This window comes from Mucilaginibacter limnophilus, assembly GCF_004005815.1.
GTDB classification, from domain to species: Bacteria; Bacteroidota; Bacteroidia; order Sphingobacteriales; family Sphingobacteriaceae; genus Mucilaginibacter; species Mucilaginibacter limnophilus.
Genome location: NZ_SACK01000001.1, coordinates 162,067 through 185,763 on the forward strand (window position 1 = coordinate 162,067; position 23,697 = coordinate 185,763).

At 41.8% G+C, this 23,697-nt stretch carries 32 protein-coding genes; 11 read left to right on the plus strand and 21 right to left on the minus strand.

The window, feature by feature from the left end:
* Positions 1 to 24 precede the first annotated feature (24 nt).
* Both EOD41_RS00650 and EOD41_RS00655 read right to left on the minus strand, forming a co-directional pair.
* A complete protein-coding gene (locus EOD41_RS00650; protein WP_127702860.1) occupies positions 25 to 1,221 on the minus strand; it encodes a pyridoxal phosphate-dependent aminotransferase in 1,197 nt (398 codons plus the stop codon).
* Positions 1,222 to 1,344: 123 nt separating this feature from the next.
* Positions 1,345 to 1,737 (minus strand): DUF1573 domain-containing protein, encoded by a 393-nt coding sequence (locus tag EOD41_RS00655; RefSeq protein WP_127702861.1) that lies wholly within the window; start codon positions 1,735 to 1,737, stop codon positions 1,345 to 1,347.
* Between the two features lie 132 nt (positions 1,738 to 1,869).
* Here EOD41_RS00655 and EOD41_RS00660 point away from each other — a divergent pair, with 132 nt between their 5' ends.
* The 5 genes from EOD41_RS00660 (at position 1,870) to EOD41_RS00685 (ending at position 7,305) form a co-directional block, all read left to right on the plus strand.
* On the plus strand, positions 1,870 to 4,305 hold the full coding sequence (locus tag EOD41_RS00660; protein WP_127702862.1) for an alpha-ketoacid dehydrogenase subunit alpha/beta: 2,436 nt from the start codon (positions 1,870 to 1,872) through the stop codon (positions 4,303 to 4,305).
* Between the two features lie 13 nt (positions 4,306 to 4,318).
* Entirely contained in the window at positions 4,319 to 5,032 is a 714-nt protein-coding gene (locus tag EOD41_RS00665; RefSeq protein WP_127702863.1) for a hypothetical protein, read from the plus strand.
* 365 nt (positions 5,033 to 5,397) lie between these two features.
* Positions 5,398 to 5,649, plus strand: a complete 252-nt coding sequence (locus EOD41_RS00675) for a hypothetical protein (RefSeq protein ID WP_127702865.1) — start codon at positions 5,398 to 5,400, stop codon at positions 5,647 to 5,649.
* Between the two features lie 75 nt (positions 5,650 to 5,724).
* Positions 5,725 to 6,306, plus strand: coding sequence for a nitroreductase family protein (locus EOD41_RS00680; protein ID WP_127702866.1), 582 nt, complete (start codon positions 5,725 to 5,727; stop codon positions 6,304 to 6,306).
* Between the two features lie 192 nt (positions 6,307 to 6,498).
* Positions 6,499 to 7,305: a murein L,D-transpeptidase catalytic domain family protein gene (locus EOD41_RS00685; RefSeq protein WP_127702867.1), complete on the plus strand. Its 807-nt coding sequence runs from the start codon at positions 6,499 to 6,501 to the stop codon at positions 7,303 to 7,305.
* Positions 7,306 to 7,387: 82 nt separating this feature from the next.
* On the opposite strand, the gene EOD41_RS00690 is transcribed toward EOD41_RS00685, so the two are convergent.
* Genes EOD41_RS00690 through EOD41_RS00700 form a run of 3 tightly spaced genes read right to left on the minus strand, consistent with a single transcriptional unit; the run spans position 7,388 to position 10,503 of the window.
* Positions 7,388 to 8,923, minus strand: coding sequence for a L,D-transpeptidase scaffold domain-containing protein (locus tag EOD41_RS00690; RefSeq protein ID WP_127702868.1), 1,536 nt, complete (start codon positions 8,921 to 8,923; stop codon positions 7,388 to 7,390).
* A gap of 57 nt (positions 8,924 to 8,980) precedes the next feature.
* A complete protein-coding gene (locus EOD41_RS00695) occupies positions 8,981 to 9,922 on the minus strand; it encodes a PQQ-dependent sugar dehydrogenase (protein WP_127702869.1) in 942 nt (313 codons plus the stop codon).
* Entirely contained in the window at positions 9,844 to 10,503 is a 660-nt protein-coding gene (locus tag EOD41_RS00700; RefSeq protein WP_127702870.1) for a PQQ-dependent sugar dehydrogenase, read from the minus strand. Before EOD41_RS00700 ends, EOD41_RS00695 begins: the two co-directional genes overlap by 79 nt.
* Before the next feature lie 66 nt (positions 10,504 to 10,569).
* Between EOD41_RS00700 and EOD41_RS00705 the strand changes: the two genes are divergently transcribed.
* Positions 10,570 to 11,094, plus strand: coding sequence for a DinB family protein (locus EOD41_RS00705; protein ID WP_127702871.1), 525 nt, complete (start codon positions 10,570 to 10,572; stop codon positions 11,092 to 11,094).
* A gap of 18 nt (positions 11,095 to 11,112) precedes the next feature.
* Here the strand turns inward: EOD41_RS00705 and EOD41_RS00710 are convergent, their stop codons facing one another.
* From EOD41_RS00710 to EOD41_RS00780, 16 genes are all read right to left on the minus strand, one after another.
* Positions 11,113 to 12,693, minus strand: coding sequence for a hybrid sensor histidine kinase/response regulator (locus tag EOD41_RS00710; protein WP_127702872.1), 1,581 nt, complete (start codon positions 12,691 to 12,693; stop codon positions 11,113 to 11,115).
* Between the two features lie 15 nt (positions 12,694 to 12,708).
* Entirely contained in the window at positions 12,709 to 13,923 is a 1,215-nt protein-coding gene (locus EOD41_RS00715) for a sensor histidine kinase (protein WP_127702873.1), read from the minus strand.
* Between the two features lie 121 nt (positions 13,924 to 14,044).
* Complete coding sequence (locus EOD41_RS00720; protein ID WP_127702874.1) at positions 14,045 to 14,533, minus strand: SRPBCC family protein; 489 nt, start codon at positions 14,531 to 14,533, stop codon at positions 14,045 to 14,047.
* A gap of 6 nt (positions 14,534 to 14,539) precedes the next feature.
* The gene (locus EOD41_RS00725) at positions 14,540 to 14,851 is read right to left on the minus strand and encodes an ArsR/SmtB family transcription factor (RefSeq protein ID WP_127702875.1); all 312 of its coding nucleotides are present in this window, start codon (positions 14,849 to 14,851) and stop codon (positions 14,540 to 14,542) included.
* A gap of 592 nt (positions 14,852 to 15,443) precedes the next feature.
* Positions 15,444 to 15,710: a hypothetical protein gene (locus EOD41_RS00730; protein ID WP_127702876.1), complete on the minus strand. Its 267-nt coding sequence runs from the start codon at positions 15,708 to 15,710 to the stop codon at positions 15,444 to 15,446.
* Positions 15,711 to 15,882: 172 nt separating this feature from the next.
* The gene (locus tag EOD41_RS00735) at positions 15,883 to 16,089 is read right to left on the minus strand and encodes a hypothetical protein (RefSeq protein ID WP_127702877.1); all 207 of its coding nucleotides are present in this window, start codon (positions 16,087 to 16,089) and stop codon (positions 15,883 to 15,885) included.
* Positions 16,090 to 16,174: 85 nt separating this feature from the next.
* Positions 16,175 to 16,486 (minus strand): ParA family protein, encoded by a 312-nt coding sequence (locus EOD41_RS00740; protein WP_127702878.1) that lies wholly within the window; start codon positions 16,484 to 16,486, stop codon positions 16,175 to 16,177.
* Positions 16,474 to 16,851, minus strand: a complete 378-nt coding sequence (locus EOD41_RS00745; protein ID WP_127702879.1) for a hypothetical protein — start codon at positions 16,849 to 16,851, stop codon at positions 16,474 to 16,476. Before EOD41_RS00745 ends, EOD41_RS00740 begins: the two co-directional genes overlap by 13 nt.
* A gap of 49 nt (positions 16,852 to 16,900) precedes the next feature.
* The gene (locus tag EOD41_RS20975; protein WP_240663121.1) at positions 16,901 to 17,035 is read right to left on the minus strand and encodes a helix-turn-helix domain-containing protein; all 135 of its coding nucleotides are present in this window, start codon (positions 17,033 to 17,035) and stop codon (positions 16,901 to 16,903) included.
* 10 nt (positions 17,036 to 17,045) lie between these two features.
* Positions 17,046 to 17,219, minus strand: coding sequence for a hypothetical protein (locus EOD41_RS20980; RefSeq protein ID WP_240663123.1), 174 nt, complete (start codon positions 17,217 to 17,219; stop codon positions 17,046 to 17,048).
* Between the two features lie 175 nt (positions 17,220 to 17,394).
* Entirely contained in the window at positions 17,395 to 17,577 is a 183-nt protein-coding gene (locus EOD41_RS00755) for a helix-turn-helix domain-containing protein (RefSeq protein ID WP_127702880.1), read from the minus strand.
* Positions 17,578 to 17,618: 41 nt separating this feature from the next.
* On the minus strand, positions 17,619 to 17,981 hold the full coding sequence (locus tag EOD41_RS00760) for an ORF6N domain-containing protein (protein WP_127702881.1): 363 nt from the start codon (positions 17,979 to 17,981) through the stop codon (positions 17,619 to 17,621).
* A gap of 62 nt (positions 17,982 to 18,043) precedes the next feature.
* Positions 18,044 to 18,991: a PDDEXK nuclease domain-containing protein gene (locus EOD41_RS00765; protein ID WP_317133177.1), complete on the minus strand. Its 948-nt coding sequence runs from the start codon at positions 18,989 to 18,991 to the stop codon at positions 18,044 to 18,046.
* 25 nt (positions 18,992 to 19,016) lie between these two features.
* Positions 19,017 to 19,388 carry a site-specific integrase gene (locus EOD41_RS00770; RefSeq protein ID WP_164849846.1) on the minus strand — a complete coding sequence of 124 codons (372 nt, stop codon included), beginning with the start codon at positions 19,386 to 19,388 and terminating at the stop codon, positions 19,017 to 19,019.
* Positions 19,381 to 19,737 (minus strand): site-specific integrase, encoded by a 357-nt coding sequence (locus EOD41_RS00775; RefSeq protein ID WP_127702884.1) that lies wholly within the window; start codon positions 19,735 to 19,737, stop codon positions 19,381 to 19,383. Before EOD41_RS00775 ends, EOD41_RS00770 begins: the two co-directional genes overlap by 8 nt.
* Positions 19,737 to 20,216 (minus strand): phage integrase SAM-like domain-containing protein, encoded by a 480-nt coding sequence (locus EOD41_RS00780; protein ID WP_127702885.1) that lies wholly within the window; start codon positions 20,214 to 20,216, stop codon positions 19,737 to 19,739. Before EOD41_RS00780 ends, EOD41_RS00775 begins: the two co-directional genes overlap by 1 nt.
* A 576-nt stretch (positions 20,217 to 20,792) precedes the next feature.
* Here EOD41_RS00780 and EOD41_RS00785 point away from each other — a divergent pair.
* Genes EOD41_RS00785 through arsB form a run of 5 tightly spaced genes read left to right on the plus strand, consistent with a single transcriptional unit; the run spans position 20,793 to position 23,676 of the window.
* On the plus strand, positions 20,793 to 21,125 hold the full coding sequence (locus EOD41_RS00785) for an ArsR/SmtB family transcription factor (protein WP_078346180.1): 333 nt from the start codon (positions 20,793 to 20,795) through the stop codon (positions 21,123 to 21,125).
* A gap of 51 nt (positions 21,126 to 21,176) precedes the next feature.
* On the plus strand, positions 21,177 to 21,746 hold the full coding sequence (locus EOD41_RS00790; protein ID WP_127702886.1) for a DUF6428 family protein: 570 nt from the start codon (positions 21,177 to 21,179) through the stop codon (positions 21,744 to 21,746).
* 11 nt (positions 21,747 to 21,757) lie between these two features.
* Positions 21,758 to 22,192 (plus strand): arsenic resistance N-acetyltransferase ArsN2, encoded by a 435-nt coding sequence (gene arsN2, locus EOD41_RS00795; protein WP_127702887.1) that lies wholly within the window; start codon positions 21,758 to 21,760, stop codon positions 22,190 to 22,192.
* The gene (locus tag EOD41_RS00800; RefSeq protein WP_127702888.1) at positions 22,193 to 22,612 is read left to right on the plus strand and encodes an arsenate reductase ArsC; all 420 of its coding nucleotides are present in this window, start codon (positions 22,193 to 22,195) and stop codon (positions 22,610 to 22,612) included.
* Complete coding sequence (gene arsB, locus EOD41_RS00805) at positions 22,612 to 23,676, plus strand: ACR3 family arsenite efflux transporter (RefSeq protein WP_127702889.1); 1,065 nt, start codon at positions 22,612 to 22,614, stop codon at positions 23,674 to 23,676. Before EOD41_RS00800 ends, arsB begins: the two co-directional genes overlap by 1 nt.
* The last annotated feature ends 21 nt before the right edge of the window (positions 23,677 to 23,697 follow it).

The window sequence follows — 23,697 nt, forward strand, 5'->3', positions numbered from 1 at the left end:
AACTGTCAGTTCTACTGCAACCTTCTAAGCTCTACCCGGATACACCTTCAACGCTTCTTCAAGAACCTGAATGGCTTTCTTTAAGTCGTCAACATTAAGTACATAAGCAAGCCTTACTTCATTAAGTCCGGCTCCCTGTGTACTGTAAAAGCCTGTTGCAGGCGCCAGCATCACGGTTTGATTTTGATAAGTGAAACTTTCAAGCAACCACTGGCAAAACTTATCAGCATCATCAATTGGAAGTCGCGCTACAATATAAAACGCTCCGCCTGGTGAAGTGCAGTAAACGCCATCCATTTTATTGAGGGCGTTAACCAACGTATCACGGCGAGCGGTATATTCGGCATTAACAGCTTCAAAATAACTGTCAGGTGTATCAACAGCCGCCTCGCCGGCAATCTGTTCAACCATGCCGGGGCTAAGTCTTGCCTGGGCAAATTTTAGGGCAGTTGCCCAAACCGACTTGTTTTTGGTTATCAAACAACCTAATCTCGCCCCGCAGGCGCTGTAACGCTTACTTACCGTATCCAGCACAATCACATTATCATCAATACCTTCAAGGTGCATTGGGGATGTAAATGTGCGGCCATCGTAACAAAATTCACGGTAAGCCTCATCGCTGAACAAATAAAGATCATACTTAAGGCAAATCTCTTTTAAGGCTTCCAGTTCTTCACGGGTGTATAAATAGCCGGTTGGGTTGTTGGGACTGCAAATAAATATTGCCTTCGTTTTTTCTGTAATCAATTTTTCAAACTCGCTGATTGGCGGCAAAGCAAACCCATTTTCAATATATGAAAGTATGGGTTTCACAACAATGCCACCCTGATTAGCAAATCCATTGTAATTGGCATAAAATGGTTCAGGAATAATTATCTCATCACCTTCATCAAGGCAAGTCATCAGGGCGATGGTAATGGCTTCTGATCCTCCTGCGGTAACAATAATATCCTGCGGTGTTATATCATATCCTAACTTATTATAGTATTCGGCAAGCTTTTCACGATATGATAATGTACCTTCTGACGGTGTGTATGCCCAAATGTTAAAGTCGATATTCTTTATGGCATTCAACATACCTTCAGGAGTTTCAATATCCGGCTGACCGATGTTGAGGTGATAAACCTTTTTACCTTCTTGTTTAGCCTTATCGGCAAAAGGTGTTAATTTTCTAATTGGTGATGCGGGCATTCGCTGCCCTTTCTTGGAAATTTCCGGCATCTGCTAAGTACTTGAATGGCCAGGGGCCTTGTTTAACAAATCAATTATAAACAATAAAGGGATACGATAACTCGCATCCCTTTATTCGTCCCATAATGCCGGGACACAGCATTATATAATATTTTACTTAGTTGCCGCTTTGGCCACCACTTCACCTACTATAATGAGGTTTTTTTGTGGTGTTTTGGCATTCGAAGTAACTACAATGGTTTTACTGAAAGGTGAAGCTGCCGCAGCGTTATAAGTGATCTTGATTGTACCTGAGTCGCCTTTTTTAACCGGGGTTTTAGTAAAATCCGCTACCGTACAGCCGCAGGTTGGCCTTACATCAGCAATAATTAAAGGCTCAACACCAACATTGGTAAAAGTAAAAACAGTGGTAACAGGTGTACCCTGAGGGATTTTACCAAAGTCGTGTTTTTCTTCGTTAAATTTAAATTCCGGCTTGGTATCTTGTGCTGAGGCGGTAAATGCGAAGGCTAACACAACTGCACAAATCAGTAATAATTTTTTCATATTCTTGCGTTGAATTGGTATTACAAATATACTTATTAAATGTAAACCAAAAATTTTAAATAGTTGTTTGAATGTAAATAATACCAATTACAAAATAGAATTTTTTACTTTTACCCTTCTAAAGAATTGTGTATGCCTGAAACTGCCCTTAAAAACATTCTTTCGCCTGATAATGCCGAGCTCAGTTTTGATGATTTTAAAAAGATCGTTATAAATGACTATCGCGTTGGGTTTGAGAGCCGTCAGGCCAGTTTGCTGGGCCGGCGCGAGGTGCTTACGGGTAAGGCAAAGTTTGGTATTTTTGGTGATGGGAAGGAAGTAGCACAGCTTGCTATGGCTAAAACCTTCCGTAATGGCGACTGGCGGGCGGGGTACTATCGCGACCAAACCTTTATGTTCGCTACAGGCATGAGCAACCTAAAGGAATTTTTCGCTCAGCTTTATGCACATCCTGATATTGAGAAAGATCCCGCTTCGGGTGGCAGGCAAATGAACTGCCACTATGCTACACGTTATGTAAATACTGATGGCAGCTGGATAAATCAGGCTGAAACAATGAACTGTTCGGCCGATATGTCAACCACCGGTGGGCATATGCCACGTTTACTTGGCCTGGCTTATGCTTCTAAACTTTACCGTGACAACCCTGAATTGCATGACATGAACCAGTTCTCGGTTAACGGCAACGAGGTTGCTTTCGGTACCATTGGTAACGGTGCTACTTCTGAAGGTCTTTTTTTTGAAACGATAAACGCCGCAGGCGTATTGCAGGTGCCAATGGCCATCTCTATTTGGGATGATGCTTACGCAATATCGGTACCGGCACGATTACAAACTACTAAAGAAAATATATCCGAGGTATTGCAAGGTTTCCAACGTGAAAGCGATACCAACGGATACGAAATATTTAAAGTACGTGGCTGGGATTACCCTGCCTTATGTGAAACTTACGAACAGGCTATTCGCGTATGTCGCGAAGAACATGTGCCTGTATTGATTCATGTAATCGAGATGACGCAGCCGCAGGGGCATTCTACATCAGGGTCGCACGAACGATATAAATCTAAAGAGCGTTTAGCCTGGGAGGATGAACACGACTGTTTGAAGCAGATGCGTCAATGGATGGTACAATCAGCTATCGCTACTTCTGAAGAACTTGACGAACTTGAAGCTGCCGCTAAAAAGCATGTACGCGATTGTCAGCGCGAAGCCTGGAATGAACTTGAACAGGAAATAAAGGCCGAGGTTGACGAAGCGGGTAAACTGATAGATCAGCTGGGCGCACATTCAAATGCTCAGGATGATCTGTCTTCAATTACATCCCACTTGCGCGCTTGTATCGATCCTGGTCGTAAAGACGCTGTAGGCGCTGTGCGTAAAGCTCTGCGCTTAACCGTTAATGAGAGCCACCTGGAAGAAAGGCAAACACTTATTACATGGCTTGGTGAAGAGACTGAAAAAAACAAAGAGCGCTTCAATTCAAAACTGTTTACAGAAACACTGCAATCGCCGTTGCATGTACCTGTAGTGGCCGCTCAATACGACGATGATGCAAAGGTGCTTGATGGTCGTGAAGTGCTAAACGCCTGTTTCGACGCTAATTTTGAGCGAGATAAAAGCATTGTCGCCTTTGGCGAGGATGTTGGCGCTATTGGCGACGTAAACCAGGGTTTTGCCGGGCTGCAAAATAAATATGGCGAGATACGAATCAGCGATACCGGCATCCGCGAATCTACAATAATAGGGCAGGGAGTTGGCCTGGCTATGCGTGGCCTGCGACCTATTGCCGAAATACAGTACATGGATTACCTGCTGTATTCAATAAATGTATTAAGCGATGACCTGGCAAGTTTAAGTTACCGTACTGCAGGCGGTCAAAAAGCGCCGCTTATAGTACGTACACGTGGCCACAGGCTTGAAGGTATATGGCATTCAGGTTCGCCGCTTGGTTTGCTTCTTAACTGTATGCGTGGCGTACACATTTGTGTTCCGCGTAATATGACGCAGGCTGCAGGTATGTATAACACGCTTTTCCGTGGCGACGAACCTGCGCTAATGGTGGAATGTTTAAATGGTTATCGTTTAAAAGAAAAATTACCTGCCAATGTGGGCGAATTCACCGTTCCGCTGGGTAAGGCAGAGGTGTTGAATGAAGGTACTGATATCACCGTTGTTTCATACGGGTCTACATTACGTGTAGTGATGGAATCCCTTCCCGAACTGGAAAAACTTGGTGTAAGCGTAGAGGTGATTGATCCGCAAACGCTTTATCCGTTCGATACTGAAAACCTTTGCGGCAAATCGTTACAAAAAACAAATAAACTGCTTGTTGTTGATGAAGACCTGCCCGGCGCGGCATCAGCTTATATACTTCAAAAAGTACTTGAAAATCAAAATGGTTACTACTTTTTAGATAGTCAGCCAAAAACGCTAACAGCCAAAGAACACCGCCCGCCATATGGGTCAGACGGTGATTACTTCAGCAAACCCCAGGTGGACGATGTGGTTGAAGCGGTTTATGCTATGTTGAGCGAAAGCAATCCGGGTAAGTTTCCGCCGGTATTTTAAAAACGTATTTACAATGAAGAACTTATTGTGCCTGCTTTTGCTTTTACTAACAATTGCAGCTAAGGCCCAATATCCGTTTGAAAAATTCCCTGCTATAAAGTATAAAGTTATTCCTTTCAAAATCCTTGTAAGTAATAAGACTCGGTTTTTAGCGAAGTCAGAAAGTTATAAGGGCTATGCTTTTGAATTGGAACAAAGTGATGGAAACGATATTATAAGAATATTGTATAAAGGCAAGTATATCCAACAATTCAATGAAGACATTGGAATATTGCAAATTACCCTTGAGGTTAATCCGGCACTATACGCGGCTGATGTTGATGGCAATGAATTAGTTGATTTCAAACTTAAGACCTGGAATAACGGTAGCGGCCTTGCAGGATCGCGAATGAACAAAGCGTATTTTTTCAATAAAGGAAACAATAAATTCAGTTTTGTGTACTTTATGGATTTTGATGACCAGAATGAAAGAGATTTTAATAACGACGGACATTATGAAATTGTAGGACGCAGTTATCTTTCATTCAACAACCATGGTTATTGGGTTTTTGACCTATATAACTTCGATAATAAAAGAGGATTAATAAATGTTAGCAAGAAATATCACTATCCGATATTAATACAGTTTCTTGAAAAAGATAATTATAGTATTACCAACATGATAAACAGAAAAAAAATGATGCAGTTTACAAAGAAAACTCCTGATTATTATCAGTTTATGCCATAGTGCATGCTTCTGCGCACCCGAATAATATCCGCCAGATTCAAAAGTCAAATACACAAAAAGGAGGCAATCGCCTCCTTTTTTATTATGCCATTCTGCAGTGGCAATTATCGCCGCAGGTGCAATTTTCGCCGCACATACAGGTTACACAGGTGCATTTGGTTACGCGGTTAAATAAACTGATCAACTTTTTCATTATGACTGATTTTGATTGTTAATAAATAAACTAATACTGCAAAGTTATCCTGGCTGCTATCTCTGGCGTTATACAATTTTGGTAATGATTTATATAATTTTTGGATTGTGGCTGTATTAAAATCATCTAAACAAAATATTAAATCGCACATTATTTAATTAAAAGGGAACTTATGGAATTAGGTAATGAGATAATGAAGGTGCTAAATAAGACTTATGAACCTTCTACCATGATTGAAACGCAGTTTAAACGATATGACATCGCCTTTAAAACCGATGAAGAGGGGAGGCCAATTTTATTATTTATGGGTAAAAAAGATAATAAGGGAAATATAAAAGGCGAACGCTTTGCGCGTCGGCTTAAGGTAGGGCCAAACGGTGAAGTGATAAAAGATCATTGGGAGAATAAAGGCAAAGCATCCTGACTAAATACATTTATCTGACGGGCTAAAAGCAAAAATTAACTAATTTGCGCCGCTTAAAATTTAATTGATTTATAAATGGATAGTCAGGAATTTTCTACAATATCAAATATTATTAAAAGTCGCCGTACGGTAAAACCACCGGCTATGAACGGCCAAAAAATACCCAACGGACATATAGCAGCTATGCTTGAACTGGCCGATTGGGCACCAAGCCACGGACTAACCGAGCCATGGCGTTTTATTGTTTATGAAGAGCCGCTTGCATTTTGCCAAAAACATGCTGAACTGTATAAAGAGCATACCGCGGCAGAAAACTTTAAAGAAGGTACTTATAATAACCTTGCCACTATCGGCACCAATGCTTCGCACGTTATTATTGCCGTGATGAAACGTGGTACAAACCCTAATATCCCTGCGTTTGAAGAAATTGAAGCAGCATCTGCAGCGGTACAAAACGTATTGCTTGCTGCAACTGCCTTAAATGTAGCTTCATTTTGGAGCACAGGCGGCATGACGTTAAAGCCTGCAATGAAAAACTTCCTTGAATTAGGTGAAGAAGACGCCGTATTAGGCTTGCTATATTTGGGTTACAGCGAACAGCGCCCAGAAGGAAGACGTATTACTCCTATAGAAGATAAAGTGAAGTGGGTTAAATAAACCTGCCACCTCTTATCAAGAGTATATGCAACATTTAACGAAATATAATTTCCTTAAATGTTGCATTATGTGTTTATTATGACTTTATTAGTTAAATATTGCGTATATTTGTATTGTAATTCACAACGATCTTTTCGATAAACCTAAGTCTTGTAGCTTTTAAAATTAAAGAGAAACTAATTTTAACAGAATATGAGAAAATATTTTTGGTGGGCAATCTGCGGTTTAATGGCGATAGTTTCAGTAACCTTTATGAGCTGGAAGCCTGCAAATACAAAAAGCCTGGTTACATCTTCTGCAAAGAAAACAGAAATTACTAAGGTATCTTCAAAAGAGTTGTTCGGCCAGTATGTAAACAATATTTATAATACTGCACAATTACAACTTACCGGTATGGATATGGCTGTTTTTCAAAAAGCGGTTACGGGTTATTTTAATCTTAAAATTGCACATAAACTGCCTGAAAACAGCAATGTGATCACTGTAGTTGACTTCAATAAGTCGAGCCGTGAAAAACGTATGTGGATTATTGACGTTGTAAATAAAAAGCTTATCCTGAATACCTGGGTATCTCACGGACAAGGCAGTGGTAATGATATGGCTACCGCGTTCTCAAACAATGCCAACTCACATCAAAGCAGCCTTGGTTTTTATGTAACCGACGATATTTACTTTGGTAAACACGGCCGCTCATTAAGGCTTGACGGTATGGATGCCGGCTTTAACAGCGCCGCACGTTCACGTGCAATAGTTGTACACGCTGCTGATTACGTTTGTCAAAACACAATTAACCAGCTTGGTCGCTTAGGCCGTAGCCATGGTTGTCCTGCAGTATCACCTGAGGTGTCTGATCTTGTCATCAACACCATAAAAGGTAAAACAATGCTGTTTATTACAGGTAACAACGCAAGCTACGCTTCTAAATATCTTAACGAAACTACCGCAGCTGAGTTTCTATATCAAGACAGCGTACAGGCCACAACCTTAGCTAAAATATAACTAAGTCCTCCTGATTAACAATATATAAATACAGAACGCCCTGCTGATTATCAGCAGGGCGTTCTGTATTTATATATTGTGTTTATACAGTTGTGAACTTCTGCATGTGAGCGTATAACACAACGTCAAGGCCATACACATCGGGCCTGAACTGTAATCCTCCGTTATCATCAAGCCAGCAGGTAATGTAAGTTATATATACCGGCACTTTAGGTGATAAGGCTATATTGGTAGGATTAGGATCTCCGGCAGCCATGGCCTCAGCTATTGTTTGATATTTTTGTCCTTCACCAAATAGCACACGGGCCAGTTCCTGCGGTTTTTCTAAACGTACGCAGCCATGGCTTACAGCACGCATGTTTTGATTGAACGCTAACTTAGCCGGTGTATCATGCAAATAAACACTGCTGCGGTTTTTAAACAGGAACTTAATCTTACCTAAAGCGTTACCGTCACCTGGCCGCTGCTTAAACTCATATTGATCTTTTGAAGCGCTGCTCCAATCAATGGTTTCAGGGTTTTCAACTTTCTCACCGTTTTGATAAACGTCTATGTTTTCGTTATCCAGATAGTAAGGATCCTGCGCGGCTTCCACCATGATTTCTTTGCTGGCAATGCTTTTTGGTATGTTCCAAACCGGATTAACCTGCACACTGTGAATCATGCTGTTCAGTTGGGGTGTTTCACGTGAAAATGGCCTGTCAACTTTGTCGCTCTCATCATATTCAACAAGGCTCATTTCCTTGTCCATATTACGGCCTTCACCAACGCATACCTTCATATTTAATACCGATTTTCCGTTCTCCATCACATCCAAACGAAAATCGGGAATATTTACAACTACATATTTTTTAGCGTTAGGCTTATTTTTCCAGCGTAGTCGCTCCAAAGTTACAGCTATATAACGCTCGGTTTCTTCAGGTGTCATGCCCTTCGCCTGGATGTTTTCAGACAATGCTTTTTGCAGCGCCTTGTATTGCGGATCTTTTGGCTGTATGCTATCCAGATAATTTTTCAGGTCGCCTGCATTTAAAGCGTTTCGCATAAATACACTATCAGGGCGAAGCGTTTCTGTATAATATCTTGCGTAAATTCTTCGAGGGCTAATTAAGCCATATTGTAAAGCACTTGAGTATCTGATGATCGAGTTGGCTGCTATCAACTCTAAACGTGCCAAGTCACGATAGGCCTCGTTTAGGTTTTTGATAGCATTTTTATTATATATTTTGTCAATCAGTGCCTGTAAGGTATCTGCCTGAAATATTTGTGGTTTAAGGCCATGTTCGGGTGCTTTGCTGTAATACTGCGGCAACAGTTTTATCTGATCATCTTTAAGGTGATTTAGGATCAGTACCGGTTCGTAGCCGTTTTGCTCATAGAATGAACTGATGACAGCGGGATAGGTCAGGTTGTCTTTTTTGTCAGCAATCATTTGTTTAAACACTGCTGCGAAGCCCTCAGGTGTTACCTCTTTAAAAACTTTATTCTTGGTAGCATCGGCAAGTTCTTTGCCCATTTCCGAGCGGCTTTTTTTACAGCTTTCAAAAACTGTGAACACTGCAAAAAGTAAGGTTAGGGTAAAAAGAATATTCTTTTTGAAGGAAATATTAGTTATCATATATGGTATCTGTATTTAATATTGCAACCCATATAACAATACATGTACCATACTTTTTTATTTCTCTTCATCTCTTGTTGAATCAGCGCTATCATTTGCAGAATGGCGTTTTTTTCCTTTATCATTAAACGGCTTGGGTATAAAAGTCAACTCGATTATACAACCTCTGTAGCTTATTTGCTGCGGATTTTCTTTAGAAGGGCCCGATGTAACGCCTGAACTATCAACCGCTAAATAAATTTTGCCGCCATCGGGTGATATAGCCAGGTCACGGAAGCGGTTCTCTCCTTTAAAATAATTTAAAGTATCGCTGATTATTTTGTCACCGTTTTGATTCAGTTTTAGCCTGATGAGTTTACCGCCCTTTAAAGTAGTCACCAATAATGAATTTTTCCAGCCGGGAATTGTTGATGATGTATAAACGTCGATACTCGATGGCGCTTCTGATGGCCAGTCGCTACCTTTTTCACCGCCTTTGATCTTTTGGAAGAGATTACTTAGAAAGGTATGAGAATTAGGATAGAGGCTTATCAAAGGTTGGCGGAAACTATCGCCAATCATTTTAGCATTTTCTGCTTCACTATTTATTAATGGATAAGTTGTATGCCACGTACCGGGTAAAATGGTATCATTGGATACGCCGGCTGCGAGGCCGTCGTAATTGTTGTCAAGTAAACCGATTACTAACGGATGGCCATAATTTTTACCCTTCTCGATGATGTTCAACTCATCGTCAGAGTATGGGCCATGTTCTGATGAATAGATCTTTCCGGTACCGCCTGTAACTGCATAGGCTAATCCCTGCGGATTGCGGTGACCTGTGCTCCAAACAGCGCTTTGTGTGGCTTGGGTGTTAAAAGGGTTATCATTTGGCACCCAGGCGTTAAGGCCTTTGTCATTGTCCGGCGCTATATTAAACCTTAAAGTTTTACCCTCGTAGCTTGTAACTTGTTGTGCGTGGTTAGGCCTTCCGCCATTGTCAAACTGGCCGGCGCCCATATCACCAACACTGTAAAAAAGATAACTTTTGCCCCAACTGGCGCAACAATCAACCTGCCGCCGTTATGATCATTACTGCCCGGTATCGTATCACATATTATTGCAGGATTGCTTAAGGTTTGGGTAGATGCGTTGTAAGTGTACCTTGCAATGGCAGTTACAGCGATGCAGCCACCTTTGTTAACTTTACACCCTGTTGTGTTGCTATCCGGGAAGCCTTTTATGTAAGCCACATACACATATGGCTGACCTTTTAAAAGCTGCGGATGCAGCGCCATACCCATTAACCGGGCCTGTGGCAAACCCTTTGTTTTAGCAGGAGGAAATTTTTCAAAATCATTTATATCAAGCAACAGCTTTTTGCTGCCGCTCGAGGGGTTAACCGACCAAACCCTATACGTTTTGGCTTCCGTTATCCAAAGTTTATTATCAGGGCCATAGGTTATTTCCCATGGATCGCTCAATTTACCAGCAATAATTCGAGCCTTAAAGATTTCGCCGGCAGGTCCTGTAAATGTTTGCGCTTTAACCCCGCAGTATATCGTTGTAAAATAAACTAATAATAAAATTTTTTTCGCCATGATATTTTAACACGCCGATGATATTTATGTTCAGCGATCAGTGAAAAATTTACCTTACTTAGCTTTATGCAAAACAAACGTCCGGAAGTTTGGCAGCGTGGCCCCATTGAGGGCATACCGCCGTTATTGCAACCTGTTGCCCATGCGTTATTACAGGCAGCAGAAGAAATTGATGGCATGATGGATGGTTTTCCTGCTGAGCTGTTGTATGAAAAATCTGCAGGAATGGCCTCGCCGGCATTTCATTTACTGCACTTAACAGGTGTGCTCGACAGGCTTTTTACTTATGCCCGCGGCGAACAGTTAACACCCGAACAGTTAACTTATTTATCTGCCGAAGGGCAATTGCCTGAAAATCCATATACGGTGAATGTTTTAACGTTGACATTTAATACAGGTGTTAAAAAGGCGCTTGAACAACTTAGCGAAACCGACGAACAAGCGTTGACCGAGACCCGGCTTGTTGGTCGTGCGCAAATACCTTCAACAGTTATTGGACTGTATGTGCATGCCGCCGAGCATACCATGCGGCATATTGGTCAGTTACTTGTAACCATTAATGTTATCAAAGCAGAAAATAAAAGGGCGTAAATTTTACGCTCTTTCTTGTTAATGTAATGGCAATGTGATGGTAAACAAAGCGCCGTTGTTGTTCATCACACTAATCTTTCCGCCATGGGCTTCAACGTATTGTTTAACTATGGCCAGTCCTAAACCGGTACCATTACTTTTACCTTTGGTGACAAATGGCTCAAACAAAGTCCGCAGAAGTTCAGCGGGTATACCGGGGCCGTTATCTTTAACCGCAATTTGTACATGATCGGTATCTTCATCTGCGACAACACTTATGCTAACCTGCGGATTTTCGATTTGTTGATCGAGTAACACATCGGTAGCATTATTTACCAGGTTAATAATAGTACGACGAAGTTTGCTTTCATCGCCCTGCACAGTAAGATCAAATGGTGAATTTATGGTGATGTTGACGGATTCAAGCCCATCGCGTGGCGGAAGGTGGCTTATAGCAGCCTCAAGCATAGGTTTAATTAACACCGGCTGTTTCGTTACCGGGGTTTCACGAATGAAATCGAGAAAATCATCAAATATCTCTGATGCCTGTGCCGCGTAACCTTCAATCATATACAGCCAGTCGCTCGGTACTCCTTCTTCGCGCATTAGTCCGGTAATCAGGCTAAGATTTTTTATGGGCGAACGCAGGTCGTGCATCACCATCCCGATTGCCTTACCTACTGCGGATAATTTTTCTTTGCGTAACAGCTCTTCATTCAGTTCGGCATTTCGTATAGCTTGTGCTGCGTTTTGTACAAAAAGCCGCAGCAGGTACATCTTTTCAGTTTTCAGGCGGCCTTGTTTCTTCAATACTGCAAATACTGAGTAGCCGTTCATGCGGGCAATTACCAGTTCATCAAATTGCAAAACTTCTTCGGGGTGCATTGGATGATCTTTTACGCGGCTAACCAGTTCGTCCAGATTGAACTTTTCATCCATGGCACCAATAGAAAGCACCTTTTCATAACTCAGGTCATCATGTAGCTTGCCAAGCAGCGCCATGTCGGTATCAATGGTGGTAGCTAACTGATCGAGTATGTTTTTAAGCAACGATGTAAGCTGGTTTTTATTAAGCCCGATAGATGATATGGATTCGATAAGGCTTTCCAGATTGCGTAAACGGTTGTAATCAGTAACACCTTTTGTAGCAAGTTGAATAATCTCTTCGGCAGCATAAGGTTTGCAATGGTAGCCAACGTTTTGACCGGCTTGTTCTACTATCTCCTCTATAGAGCGGTCGGTAAAGGCAGTTATGAATATAATTTCGGCCTTGCTGTCAAACTTACGTATTTGCATGGCGGTTTCCAGGCCATCCCAGCCGGGCATGCGCATATCCAGAAATATAACTGCATAAGGTGTTTTATTTTCAATGGATGCCTGTACTTTTTTAAGGCCTTCCATACCGTTTGAAGCTTTATCGATAGTAAACACCGGTATATTGCTGGTGCGGGGTGCCAGTATAGGTTCAGGTTCGTCAAACAGTATGCTCGCCGCCTGATTTATAGCGGTAGTTTCGGCGGCATATTTTCGTGGTGAAAGTATTTCTTCGATATTGTCGCGCACCAGTTCCTCGTCGTCAATTATCAATACCGATGTGTTTACTTCATTTATAGCGTTCATATATAGTAGTATAATTTATTTTATAAATTCAATAAAAGTTGATGTGCCGGTGCCCGGTCCGTTGCTTGTCATTTCAATTTGTCCTGAATGGCTTTCAATTATCGACCTGCAGTTATATAATCCTAAGCCTGAGCCTGTGTTTTTAGTAGTGTATCCTCGCTCAAACAAGTGCTTTCCAACTTCTTCGTCAAAGCCTGTACCTGTATCGGTCAGTGTCAGCTGTACTTTGTTGTCTGCTTCAAACAAACGCATTGTTATTTGTTTCTTTTCGGCTTCAAAGCCTATTGCTTCAATGCTGTTTTTAAGCAGATTAAGTATCACCTGCATTAGTTTAGTACGATCACCTTTTACATAAACCGCCTCAGTTGGTAAGGATACAGATAGTGTAATGCCTTTCTTCTCAAGATTAGCCAGAACCATTGCTTCACAATCGTGTATTACTTCTTTCAGGTTAACCGGTTTCCTGTCCTGCGAGGCATGGCCCATCAGGTACTGGCGCTGTATATTTAAAATATCCTGAATGTGCGATACAATGCGTAGTTGTTCAGTTATCGACTTACGCATTTCGTCTTCAGCAGACTTTTGCGATTGCGCTATGCCTTCTATTAAATTAACCAAAGCAACCGCTTTTTGCTCACCAATGGCGCCACCTATAACCTGCTGCTGTTGTTTCAGGAACATGATAACGTTATTCAGGTTGGTTTGATTTGTGTTATCCATACTGCGATTGGTACGCGTGAGGTATGAGCCGAAGCCTACCACAGCATTACCAATATCATGTAAAACCTCAGCAGCCAGTTCATACTTACCTTGTGCCACAGCTTTATCCTGCTCTGCCTGTTTGAATGCTCTTTCCTCTGCAATTTTTTCTGTAAGGTCCTCAAGACTTACGATAATGCAGTCGGCAAACATTTTTGTAATAGTAAATTTATAGTCCTTTTCCGTAGTGTCAGGATGAGTAAAATGATACACCTTATTGAAAATGATAAGCCCGGATGGTTCAGTAAATCCCTTAACCTGTTGAGAGATACCGCTATCAATTACATCAAGCACAGGAAATAAGTTACCACCTTCTTTAACTTCATCAGGAAGCAAAGGCAAGAGTAACTTTTCACCAAGTATATTTATATTAACTATAGCGCCGTTTTCTTGAATTTCGAGTAAACCGATAGGGGCGTAGCGCATTATAGAGCGTAATTTTTGTTCAGAAGGGCTGATGCCTGTGTTCATTTTAATTTTAGTAATAGGAAATAACTTTTACGTATAAGGCAATTAAATAGTTTGTGTTCATTGTATCCGTTAAATAAAAAAAGCCGGGCATTCCCGGCTTTTAAATAAAATAGTGTTAATATTAAGCTTCCAGTACTTCGTCGAGGTTGCCAAGTGCCATAGTAAAGCCTTCTTTGAAACCAAGGCTTACAATCTTTTCAAGATCGGCCTCGCTGTCAAAGTTGATGCTTACTTCAACTGTCGAATTTTCTCCGTTTGATTTAAATTTTGCCTTCCAATGCATTGGTGGGAAATCGGGGTTTATATTACCTTCCTCATCACAAAACGTTGCAGTAGAAGCAAAGCTTTTGTTTGTTTCTACTGATTCGATATCCACACGGCACCAGTGCCTTTCACCTGCAGGGCCAACCATACAGTACAGCCATAAGCCGCCGGATACAAAGTCAAGTATCTTGGTTTCAGCCTTAAAGGGTTTGGGTGCCCACCACTGTTCTAAAATTTCTTTTTCAGTCCACGCTCTCCATACTTTCTCAACAGGAGCGTTAAAGTTACGCGTTACATGCAGTTGCTTTCCCGAAGGATCTTTGGTAATTACGGTTTCGTTTTTCATGATTATTTAGTTAAGGTCTTTTAAAATGTTATCTAATTGATCAAAACGGTCTTCCCACAACGCGCGGAAGCGCTCAAGCCAAATGTCAACCTCTTTCATTTTTTCAGGATTAAAATGATAATATATTTCACGGCCATGTTGCTCTTGCGTTACAACTTCACATTCAGCCAAAATTTGTATATGTTTTGATACCGCCTGCCTGGTTGTTTTAAAATGTTCGGCAAGCGCATTTGGTGTCATTGCCTGAAAAGCAAGCAATGAAATTATTGCCCTGCGGGTGGGGTCGGCAATGGCTTGGAAAATATCACGACGAGTCATTTGCAACTATTTGATTGCAAATATATATGCAATTAGTTGGTTGCGCAAATTTTTTAATAAAAAAGTAAAGCTTAGTAACTAAACTTTGTGAAATATTATTTTGAGGGAGATAGGTCAGAAATACAAAAGCCCCTTAGCAAAGCTAAAGGGCTCGATCAGTGGGCTACACTGATTATATCCTATTAGTTGATTATTAATCACTTGAAAGAGCTTTACCCTGACCGCCTTCGGATCATTCATATACAAATTTACTAAATTATCTAAAGCTTTGTCCCCGTAAAAAACGGTGACAGGTTTATTCAGCAACACACTCCGCACGTACTCGCTAAGTTTACGGAAACGTGTTTTTTTAAACAGGGTATTCAATAAATTGTATTCGGCCTGCTTGAATCTCGTCAGCATAACTCTTGTTAGTTTATCAGTGTCTGTTGCCGTTTTTATCATTTTAAAAAGCCGACTTCGGAGGTTTTTTGCCAGGACCGCTGCTGACTTCGGAGGCAGGGGCAAGATTCGTTTGTAATACAAACGTACATCTTGCTAACTGCTGCGCAGTAGGCAGTTTAATCCAGCTATCAGTGTTTCAATCGGCATTTTATTTATTTGTTGTGGGCTTCGCCTTTTGTTGCAGGTAAAGTTCAAGTACCTTAATGGTGATTTCTTTCAATGAAATATCAAACTCGACGCCATGAGCTTTCACCAGTTTCAGCAGTGTCTTGGGAATCCAGTTATTGAATTGCATTTCAACTACTTTTTCCTGCTTATTATCTTTGACAGGCTGCACTTCCTGAATCGGCGTCTTGGGCGCTTCCTGTTTTAATTTGTTAGCCAGCCCGCCTAATTTTTCCTGGTAATTTTCCATGACCTTTTTATAGATTTATGGAATCATACACCCGCAATTGCCGATAGTATAGAATTGTAGATTTATAGCAAAACCTCCATAATGCTATATTTATAAAATTGTATAATGCTATTGATTTACAATTCCAGCATGCTATAATTTTAGATGCATAGTATTATAGAAATGTCGTTTACTAGGTACTGATCGCGTTGACAATTTCTTCCGCAAGTGAAGTCATTTCGTCTTTGGCTTTCTGATCGCTGCCGTTAAGTACCCCCGCGGTCATTGATGAACGTGCAATGCTAACTCGATCACGGACAACGGTATTTAGCAATGGCACTTCCATCGTTCCTGACAGATTCCTGACATCGTTGGTTATTCCGGATCTGGGTTTGACCATTTTCAGTACTATACCCGCACGAGTGGCAGGCGACTTACCGATCGCTTCTTTGATCAATGCAATTGTCGATCTGATTGCCATCGCATCAAAAAAACCTGCCTTGTCGGCACCAGTATAAAATCGGATTGTAGAAATAGCTCAGGCAATTTGCTTGATAATAGGGCGGCGTATCAACGATGATCAGATCATACTGCAACTTTTGAATTTCGCCTAATTGATTCGCACTGATTATTGCCAGTTCCGGAAAATCTTCGCGAATATGGAACAAACTGCCTTGCAGGTCCGTGTCCACCAATGCTACGGCCAACTGATCATGAAAACATAAAGCGAGGTTCATTGCTAAAGTGCTTTTACCGATACCACCTTTCTGGTGCGCGATAGTGATTATTTTTGCCATGATGATAGAATTATAAATTTATCGATTTGTATAATTATAGATGCTGCATTAAAAAAATCAACTTGAAGCCAGACGCAGGTTTTCACGCAGCCTGCGGCGCAGCTTGACTTACTGCTCATGGTTAAATATCCACTCGCCGGCCAGCAATTCCAGTTACGGTAAGGTGTTCCCTTCGCGCTGCGCCAGTCAGCTTTTTCAAAATGAGCGTAAAATTGTGCTGCCTCGTTCGGCAATCCTTTTTGGTCAAAGTAAATATCAACCAGTATTTTTTGCGGTGGCATTTCATTGCCAAAGCCTTTTTGCACTATCTTTTCGGGTTCTAGTGCAACCCGTTTGACCTTGCGCTTGGGTGTTTTAAACAACATAGCGTAGCGTTTTGGCCAGACACCAATGTAATGCCCGGCCGGTTCAACATCAGGTAGTTTTATTGCGGGCCATCATCAAGGTGATGTCCTCGTAATCGTAGTAAATAGAGCCACCAATTTTTGTGAAGGGCAATATGCCGCTATCCCGTAGTGATTGAAGGAAACCGTGTGAGATACCCAGCAACTTTTTGACCTCAACGGACTTTAGCCATCTTACCGGGCGCGCCGCTTACGCATTCTTTCATAGTGCGTTTTACTTCCTGAAGTATATCATTTTTAAAATCTTCAAGGTCACCGAGGGTTAGTATCTGGTTCCGCGTAGGAACCATACCCATTGTTTTTGTTCTGTGTTCATTTGCTTTTTCCATATCTGTAAATTTTGATTGGGCATCCAAGATGTGGAGAGAAAAAGGAACCTTTTGACAACTTGTGAGTTGATGGGGAGCTATTTAAGTTTACTTGAATCCGAAAAGACTGAAAGAACAGAAAATTAATTGTGCGATCAGTGATTGCACAATTAATTTAAAGTATCTGATTTATAAATTAAAATTTGAAGGCGATGTGAAGATGGCCGTCCAGCCCTTTGTTGATAATGGTTCGCAGGATAGATACTGGCACCTCCCCGATGTTATTTTCTGCTTTTGTGATGTAATATTTTGATAAGCCGCATTTATCGGCTAATTGCTGTTGAGTCATGTTTTGCGCAGACCGCGCCTGACGAACCATAGTGGATATTTGATTAATTTCTTCAATCGTTTTGATAATAATTATTGATTGGGACGCTTTACTATCTCAAAAAACTCATTAATTACTTGGATGCTGACCTTAATGGCGACATCGCTTTTGATGATTCCTGAAGCCATAAGAAGACCGGCTTCTGTAAACACCATCGGTATTTCTCCTTTACCAATCTTGAACGAGAGATCAGCCTGTTGCTGCAAGACCTGCCATTCTTCTAGGGTGGGCAAAAACACAAAATCTGGTGGAAAGCGCTGCTTGTTTCTACTAACGCGTTGCCTTAATAATTTAAGACTAACCTGAAACAGTGATGCTACATCCTCGTCAATCATTACTCTTTGTCCCCTTAACCAATGAACCTGGTTAAGGGGCTGTTGATCTTTCCCGCTCATAAAAATTGCTTTTTAAGTTCGTCCTTGCTGGGCAAATAGAGCTTATACTCCCGGCTGAAAATTTATTCGTTGTCAAGCGGAAACGTAAACTCTACTACCGCTTTGTTGTCTTCTTTGCAAAGGATGATACCGATCGTGGGTTTTTCGTCTTTCTCCTTTATTTTGCGATCATAATAATTGACATACATTTGCATTTGACCGATATCCTGATGCGTGAGTTTACCGATTTTCAGGTCGACCAGTACAAAGCATTTCAGTAAGCGGTTGTAAAAGCCTAGATCAATATAGAAATGGTCGCCTTCCAAAGTTATGCGGCGTTGACGGCCTTCAAAAAGAAAGCCCTTTCCCAATTCCAGCATAAAGTGTTCGAGTTTATTGATGACGGCAGTTTCGAGGTCATTCTCTGAATAGCGGTGATCTTCATTAAGATCGAGAAACTCCAGTATGAGCGGGCTTTTCAAAATATCGGTTGGACGTTGAATAATCTGACCGTCTTCGGCGAGTTTTTTTAAGCCATCCTTATCACGGCTTAAGGCCAGTCGTTCATAATAAGAAGAGTTGATCTGCCGTTGCAATTCCCTAACCGACCAATTGTTACGCGAGGTCTCCAGCCCCATAAAATTTTCCTTCCTGATCGTCCCTGACCTTCGTAAAGTTACATAATGTGACCAGCTCAAATTCAGGTCGGTTGGCAAATTCCGCATCACTGTTGCGGAATTTGTTTCGGGTTTCTCAAAATTACGAGACACTGTCTCGTAATTTTGAGAAACCATATAAAATAGGCGCATGTACTGGAGGTTATTTACAGAATAACCGCGTCCAAATACAGCAGTCAAATGCTGACTTAACTTAAATATAGTATTAGTACCGTATTCAGCGTAGGACGCGCCACCTTGTTCATCTTCAACGATCATTCGGCCGATTTGAAAATAGGTCAGGACCATCGTTGAATTAACATGTTTGACTATGCTTGATCTCGCTGTTCGATCAATTCCTGGACTAATCGAAATAGCTTTTGTTGTTCTGACGGTATCATTAGCTAACTCTTTTTAAGTGGGAATTGGTGTTTGCTTTTCGGTTCGCTTTGCGCTTTGCTGCGTCCGGTTCTAATTTTTCACGCAGGACATGCATATCCTCGCTGATCTTTTTAAGCAGTACGCGGGCATAGATCTGCGTGGTAGCGATCTTAGTGTGCCCCATCATTTTACTTACGGTTTCAATAGGCACGTTATTAGCCAGCGTGATGGTGGTGGCAAAGGTGTGCCGGGCTACACCGAAGGTTAGCTTCTTTTTAATACCGACGATCTTGGCGATCTCTTTCAGATATACATTCGTCTTCTGGTTGGTAATGGTTGGAAATATCTTTCCTAGTGATACAGAACGCGGATGATCCTTATACTTATTCACGATTGCTAAGCCGACGCAAGAAGCGGTATATTGGTAGGCTCATTACTTTTTTGGCGGAACAGTTTGAGCCATTTCCCATCCTCGCCCCGAACAATATTACCCCATCCAAATTCATCAGGTCGACGAACGATAAGCCGGTATAACAGGCAAACAAAAAGTAATCACGTATGACCTGCAAGGTTTCAGAGGCAAGGTCGTAGTTAATCAGTGACTGTAGTTCGTTGGTCGACAAAAAAGCTGTCTCTACTTTCTTGTAACGGAACTTATAATTCTTGAACGGGTCAATGCTGATCCATTGCAATTTAAAAGCCAGGGTTGTCATCTTCCGCAGCCGGATAAGGTGTTTCATCACACCATTATTTTTAATGGCTGAAAGTGGTCTGCCGGCTTATGGCTTCGCAAATAGGTCTCAAAATCGATAATGAATTTGTAATCAATGTCCCGGATGCGGATGTCCGTCGTGTTCATACGGGTCACGAGAAACTTTTCAAGATAGCGGCGGGTGACCGCATAATGTTTCAATGTGCTCCAGGTTAAGGCAGCCGATGCGGTTTCATAACGATAATCCATCAGTTTGCTCAAAGTATAGGTCTCATCCGTGTCCTCACCCAGAAACATGGACTTTAATAATTGCGGGGTTACTTCTTTACCTGCGAGTTGCAACTGCTGGTAGTAGGTGGTAATAGTGAATTTAACCTGCTCCAGATAAGCATTCGTTTCTTTGGCCTCCGCTACTTTCAACTTCAGACCGCCGCGACCTTTGTCCCAATCGTCGACGTTCACATAATGCTTCAGGGCAAGCAAAACCCTGTCCTTGTTGATAGTGATGTAAGCATAAACATTCGTTTTTCCATCCCTTGCTTTTTCCTTTTAATGGTGAAGTTAACACCAAATGACTGCGCTGTTTTCATTTTTTAACAGTTTTAAGTGAATAAATAATTGATTTACAGCCCGATACAAGCCTGTGCACCTAAATCGCACGCAGGTCGCGGGAAATTGACCGATTTTCAGTCTTTCTGAGTACTTTTTGATCTATATTTAAAGCAATTAAATATCTGATATACAATTCATTAAACCTTAAATGCGCCCCAAAATTAAAAACTAATTTCATGTAGCCGGAATGGGGTTCCAAGGGGTGTATCCGTAAGTACTGAAAAGGATTGGAATAAATGAAAAAACCCTCTAAATCAATGACTTAGAGGGTTTTTAGCGGCGTTTAAATCGCTTTTTGTGCGCCCACCTGGGCTCGAACCTTTTTCTAAAATGTGCTTATTATCAGCTTATTACAAAGAAAGTCAATCTTCAGGTGCTTAGTTAGGTGCCCACTTTATTGACTATTCAAATATACGAAAATGATAAAATTTGGAAAATTTGTTGTTATATCGTAATATTGCGATATTAATTATGGGCATCACCAAAACGGACATATTCAACAAGCAGCAAAACGAGCTGGCAGTGCAGTTAAAAGCTATTGCGCATCCTGCACGTATTGCTATTTTGCAGCATATTATCGCAGCGAATGCTTGTATATGTGGTGATTTGGTTGAAGAACTCGGGCTTGCGCAGGCAACTATTTCACAACATTTGAAAGAGCTAAAAAACGCCGGGCTTATACAAGGCACTATAGAGGGTGTTAGCGTTTGTTACTGCATTGAGCCGAAAGCCTGGAAAGCACTACAACTGGAACTAAATGTACTGTTTGGTTCTTACAAAGAAAAGCAAGACAATTGCTGTTAAAATTTTTTGAGTTAATCTATCGTAATATTGCAATAAATAAAGCATGCAGCCATGAATAATATAGAAGCAATCAACTGGAAAACCTTTAAGGATACCTTATTACAGCATTCGGACCTTGACCTGCAATTCCAATATGCAGAAGGCAAACTGGTAGATCCAGCTTACCATATCACCGAGATCAAACAAGCGCCGATCACTTCCGTGGATTGCGGCGGCGTAATGAATGCCTGGACAGAAATTATCGTACAGCTTTGGGTGCCGGAGGGCGAACAGCAAGAGCAATCGATGAAAGTAGGCAAAGCTTTATCTATCGTGGATATCGTCGAGAAAATGCTGCCACTGAACCCCAACGGTACAGTAAAGATCGAGTTCGGTAACTCTGAATTTGATACCCGCCAAATGTTCCCCAATGAAATGATCGTGAGTGAAAATGCTTTAACCGTTGACCTGCGCCCGGATGCGGTGCAATGCAAGGCTATTGGTCGCGGCGGCAATTGCGGCACGAATGATAAGGGTGAGGAATGTTGTGCGCCTGCGGTCGTTGAAAAACCAAAAGTACAATTAGTGAACCTGGCTGCACCCGCTGAAGCCTGCTGCACACCGGGCGGGGGCTGCTGTTAAACAACTTCATCATGGAGATCAAAGCTGCGCAACCTTACAAAGCAGAAGTAGTTGAACTTTTAAGTTTGGCCAAACTACCTTATGCAGATCTGCCGGAAACACTGAACAATTTCTTTGTCGCCATTAACGATGGCGAAGTCATCGGGGCCGCCGGAGTGGAGATCTACGGCAGTAATGGCCTATTGCGTTCGGTGGTCATTCACCCCAATTTCCGAAAACAAGGCATCGCCGCTCAACTCTTGCAAAAAATTGAAGCTACAGCCTTAGATCAAAACATGACCAAGCTTTTTCTGCTGACAGAAACAGCTCCTGGTCATTTTGAAAACCATGGCTTTAAACGCATCAGCCGGGAAGAAGTGCCCGAACCGTTAAAAGCTTCATCCGAATTTTCCCATGTCTGCCCGGTTTCGGCAGTCGTTATGTCAAAACCACTAATTAAATTATAAATGAAAAACATATTAGTGCTCTGTACAGGAAACAGTTGCCGCAGCCAAATAGCCGAAGGTTACCTGCGTTATTTTGCAGGCGACAAAGCAACTATTTACAGCGCAGGTATCGAAACGCATGGCGTAAACCCCAAAGCTATCGAGATCATGAAACGTGATGGTATAGATATATCCGGTCATACTTCCAACAACGTAGATGAGTATGCCGACATCGCCTTCGACTACGTGATCACCGTTTGCGATAACGCGAAGGAGAATTGTCCTTACTTTCCAACCAAGGCCATTAAACTACATCAAAATTTTCCGGACCCGGCCAAAGCTACCGGTACCGATGAACAAATTATGGAGCAGTTTCGCGAAGTGCGGGAAATGATCCGGCAATACGCAAGGAATTTCGTGAACGAAAACCTAAAGGACTAATGAGTATTGACCACTGCGCGCCGACCGTTGAAAGACAACGATTAGGCTTTATTGACCGTTACCTCACCTTGTGGATCTTCCTGGCGATGGCCATTGGTGTTGGCCTTGGTTATTTTTTCCCTTCATCGGCCACTTTTATTAATTCCTTTTCGAGCGGTACGACCAATATCCCGCTGGCCATTGGCCTCATCATGATGATGTACCCGCCATTGGCCAAAGTGAAATACGAGAAAATGGGCGAAGTATTCCGTAATACTAAGGTATTGAGTGCTTCGCTCATCCTCAACTGGATTGTCGGCCCGGTGCTGATGTTCGTGTTAGCTATTACTTTACTACGGGATCATCCTGATTATATGGTCGGCCTGATACTCATTGGCCTCGCACGTTGTATTGCTATGGTTGTGGTTTGGAACGAACTCGCTGAGGGCAACCGCGAATATGCCGCTGGCCTGATCGCTTTAAACAGTATTTTCCAAGTGCTATTATACAGTGTTTATGCTTATGTATTCATTACGCTCCTGCCGCCCTTGTTCGGCTTAAAAGGTCTGGCCGTTAACATCACGATCGCAGAAATTGCCAAGTCGGTCGGCATCTATTTAGGTGTTCCATTTGCAGCGGGCGTGATCAGCCGTTATACGCTCATTAAACTGAAAGGCGAAACATGGTTCAATACCAAATATGTACCCTTCATATCGCCGATAACTTTGATCGCCCTGCTATTCACTATTATCGTCATGTTCAGCTTAAAAGGTGATCTGATCGTAAAAATACCATTCGACGTAGTGCGCATCGCTATCCCATTAGTGATCTATTTTACCATTATGTTTATTGCCAGTTTTTTTATCGGCAAGTCATTCGGTGCCGATTATTCAAGATCGACTTCTATTGCCTTTACGGCAACCGGTAACAATTTTGAGCTGGCTATCGCTGTTGCCATCGGCGTGTTCGGCATTAATTCAGGTGAAGCATTTGCCGGTGTGATCGGCCCGCTTGTGGAAGTTCCGGCGCTGATAGCATTAGTGAATTTGGCTTTTTGGTTTAGAACCAAATACTACCCAGCCTGATCCTAAAAAATAAAATGACCG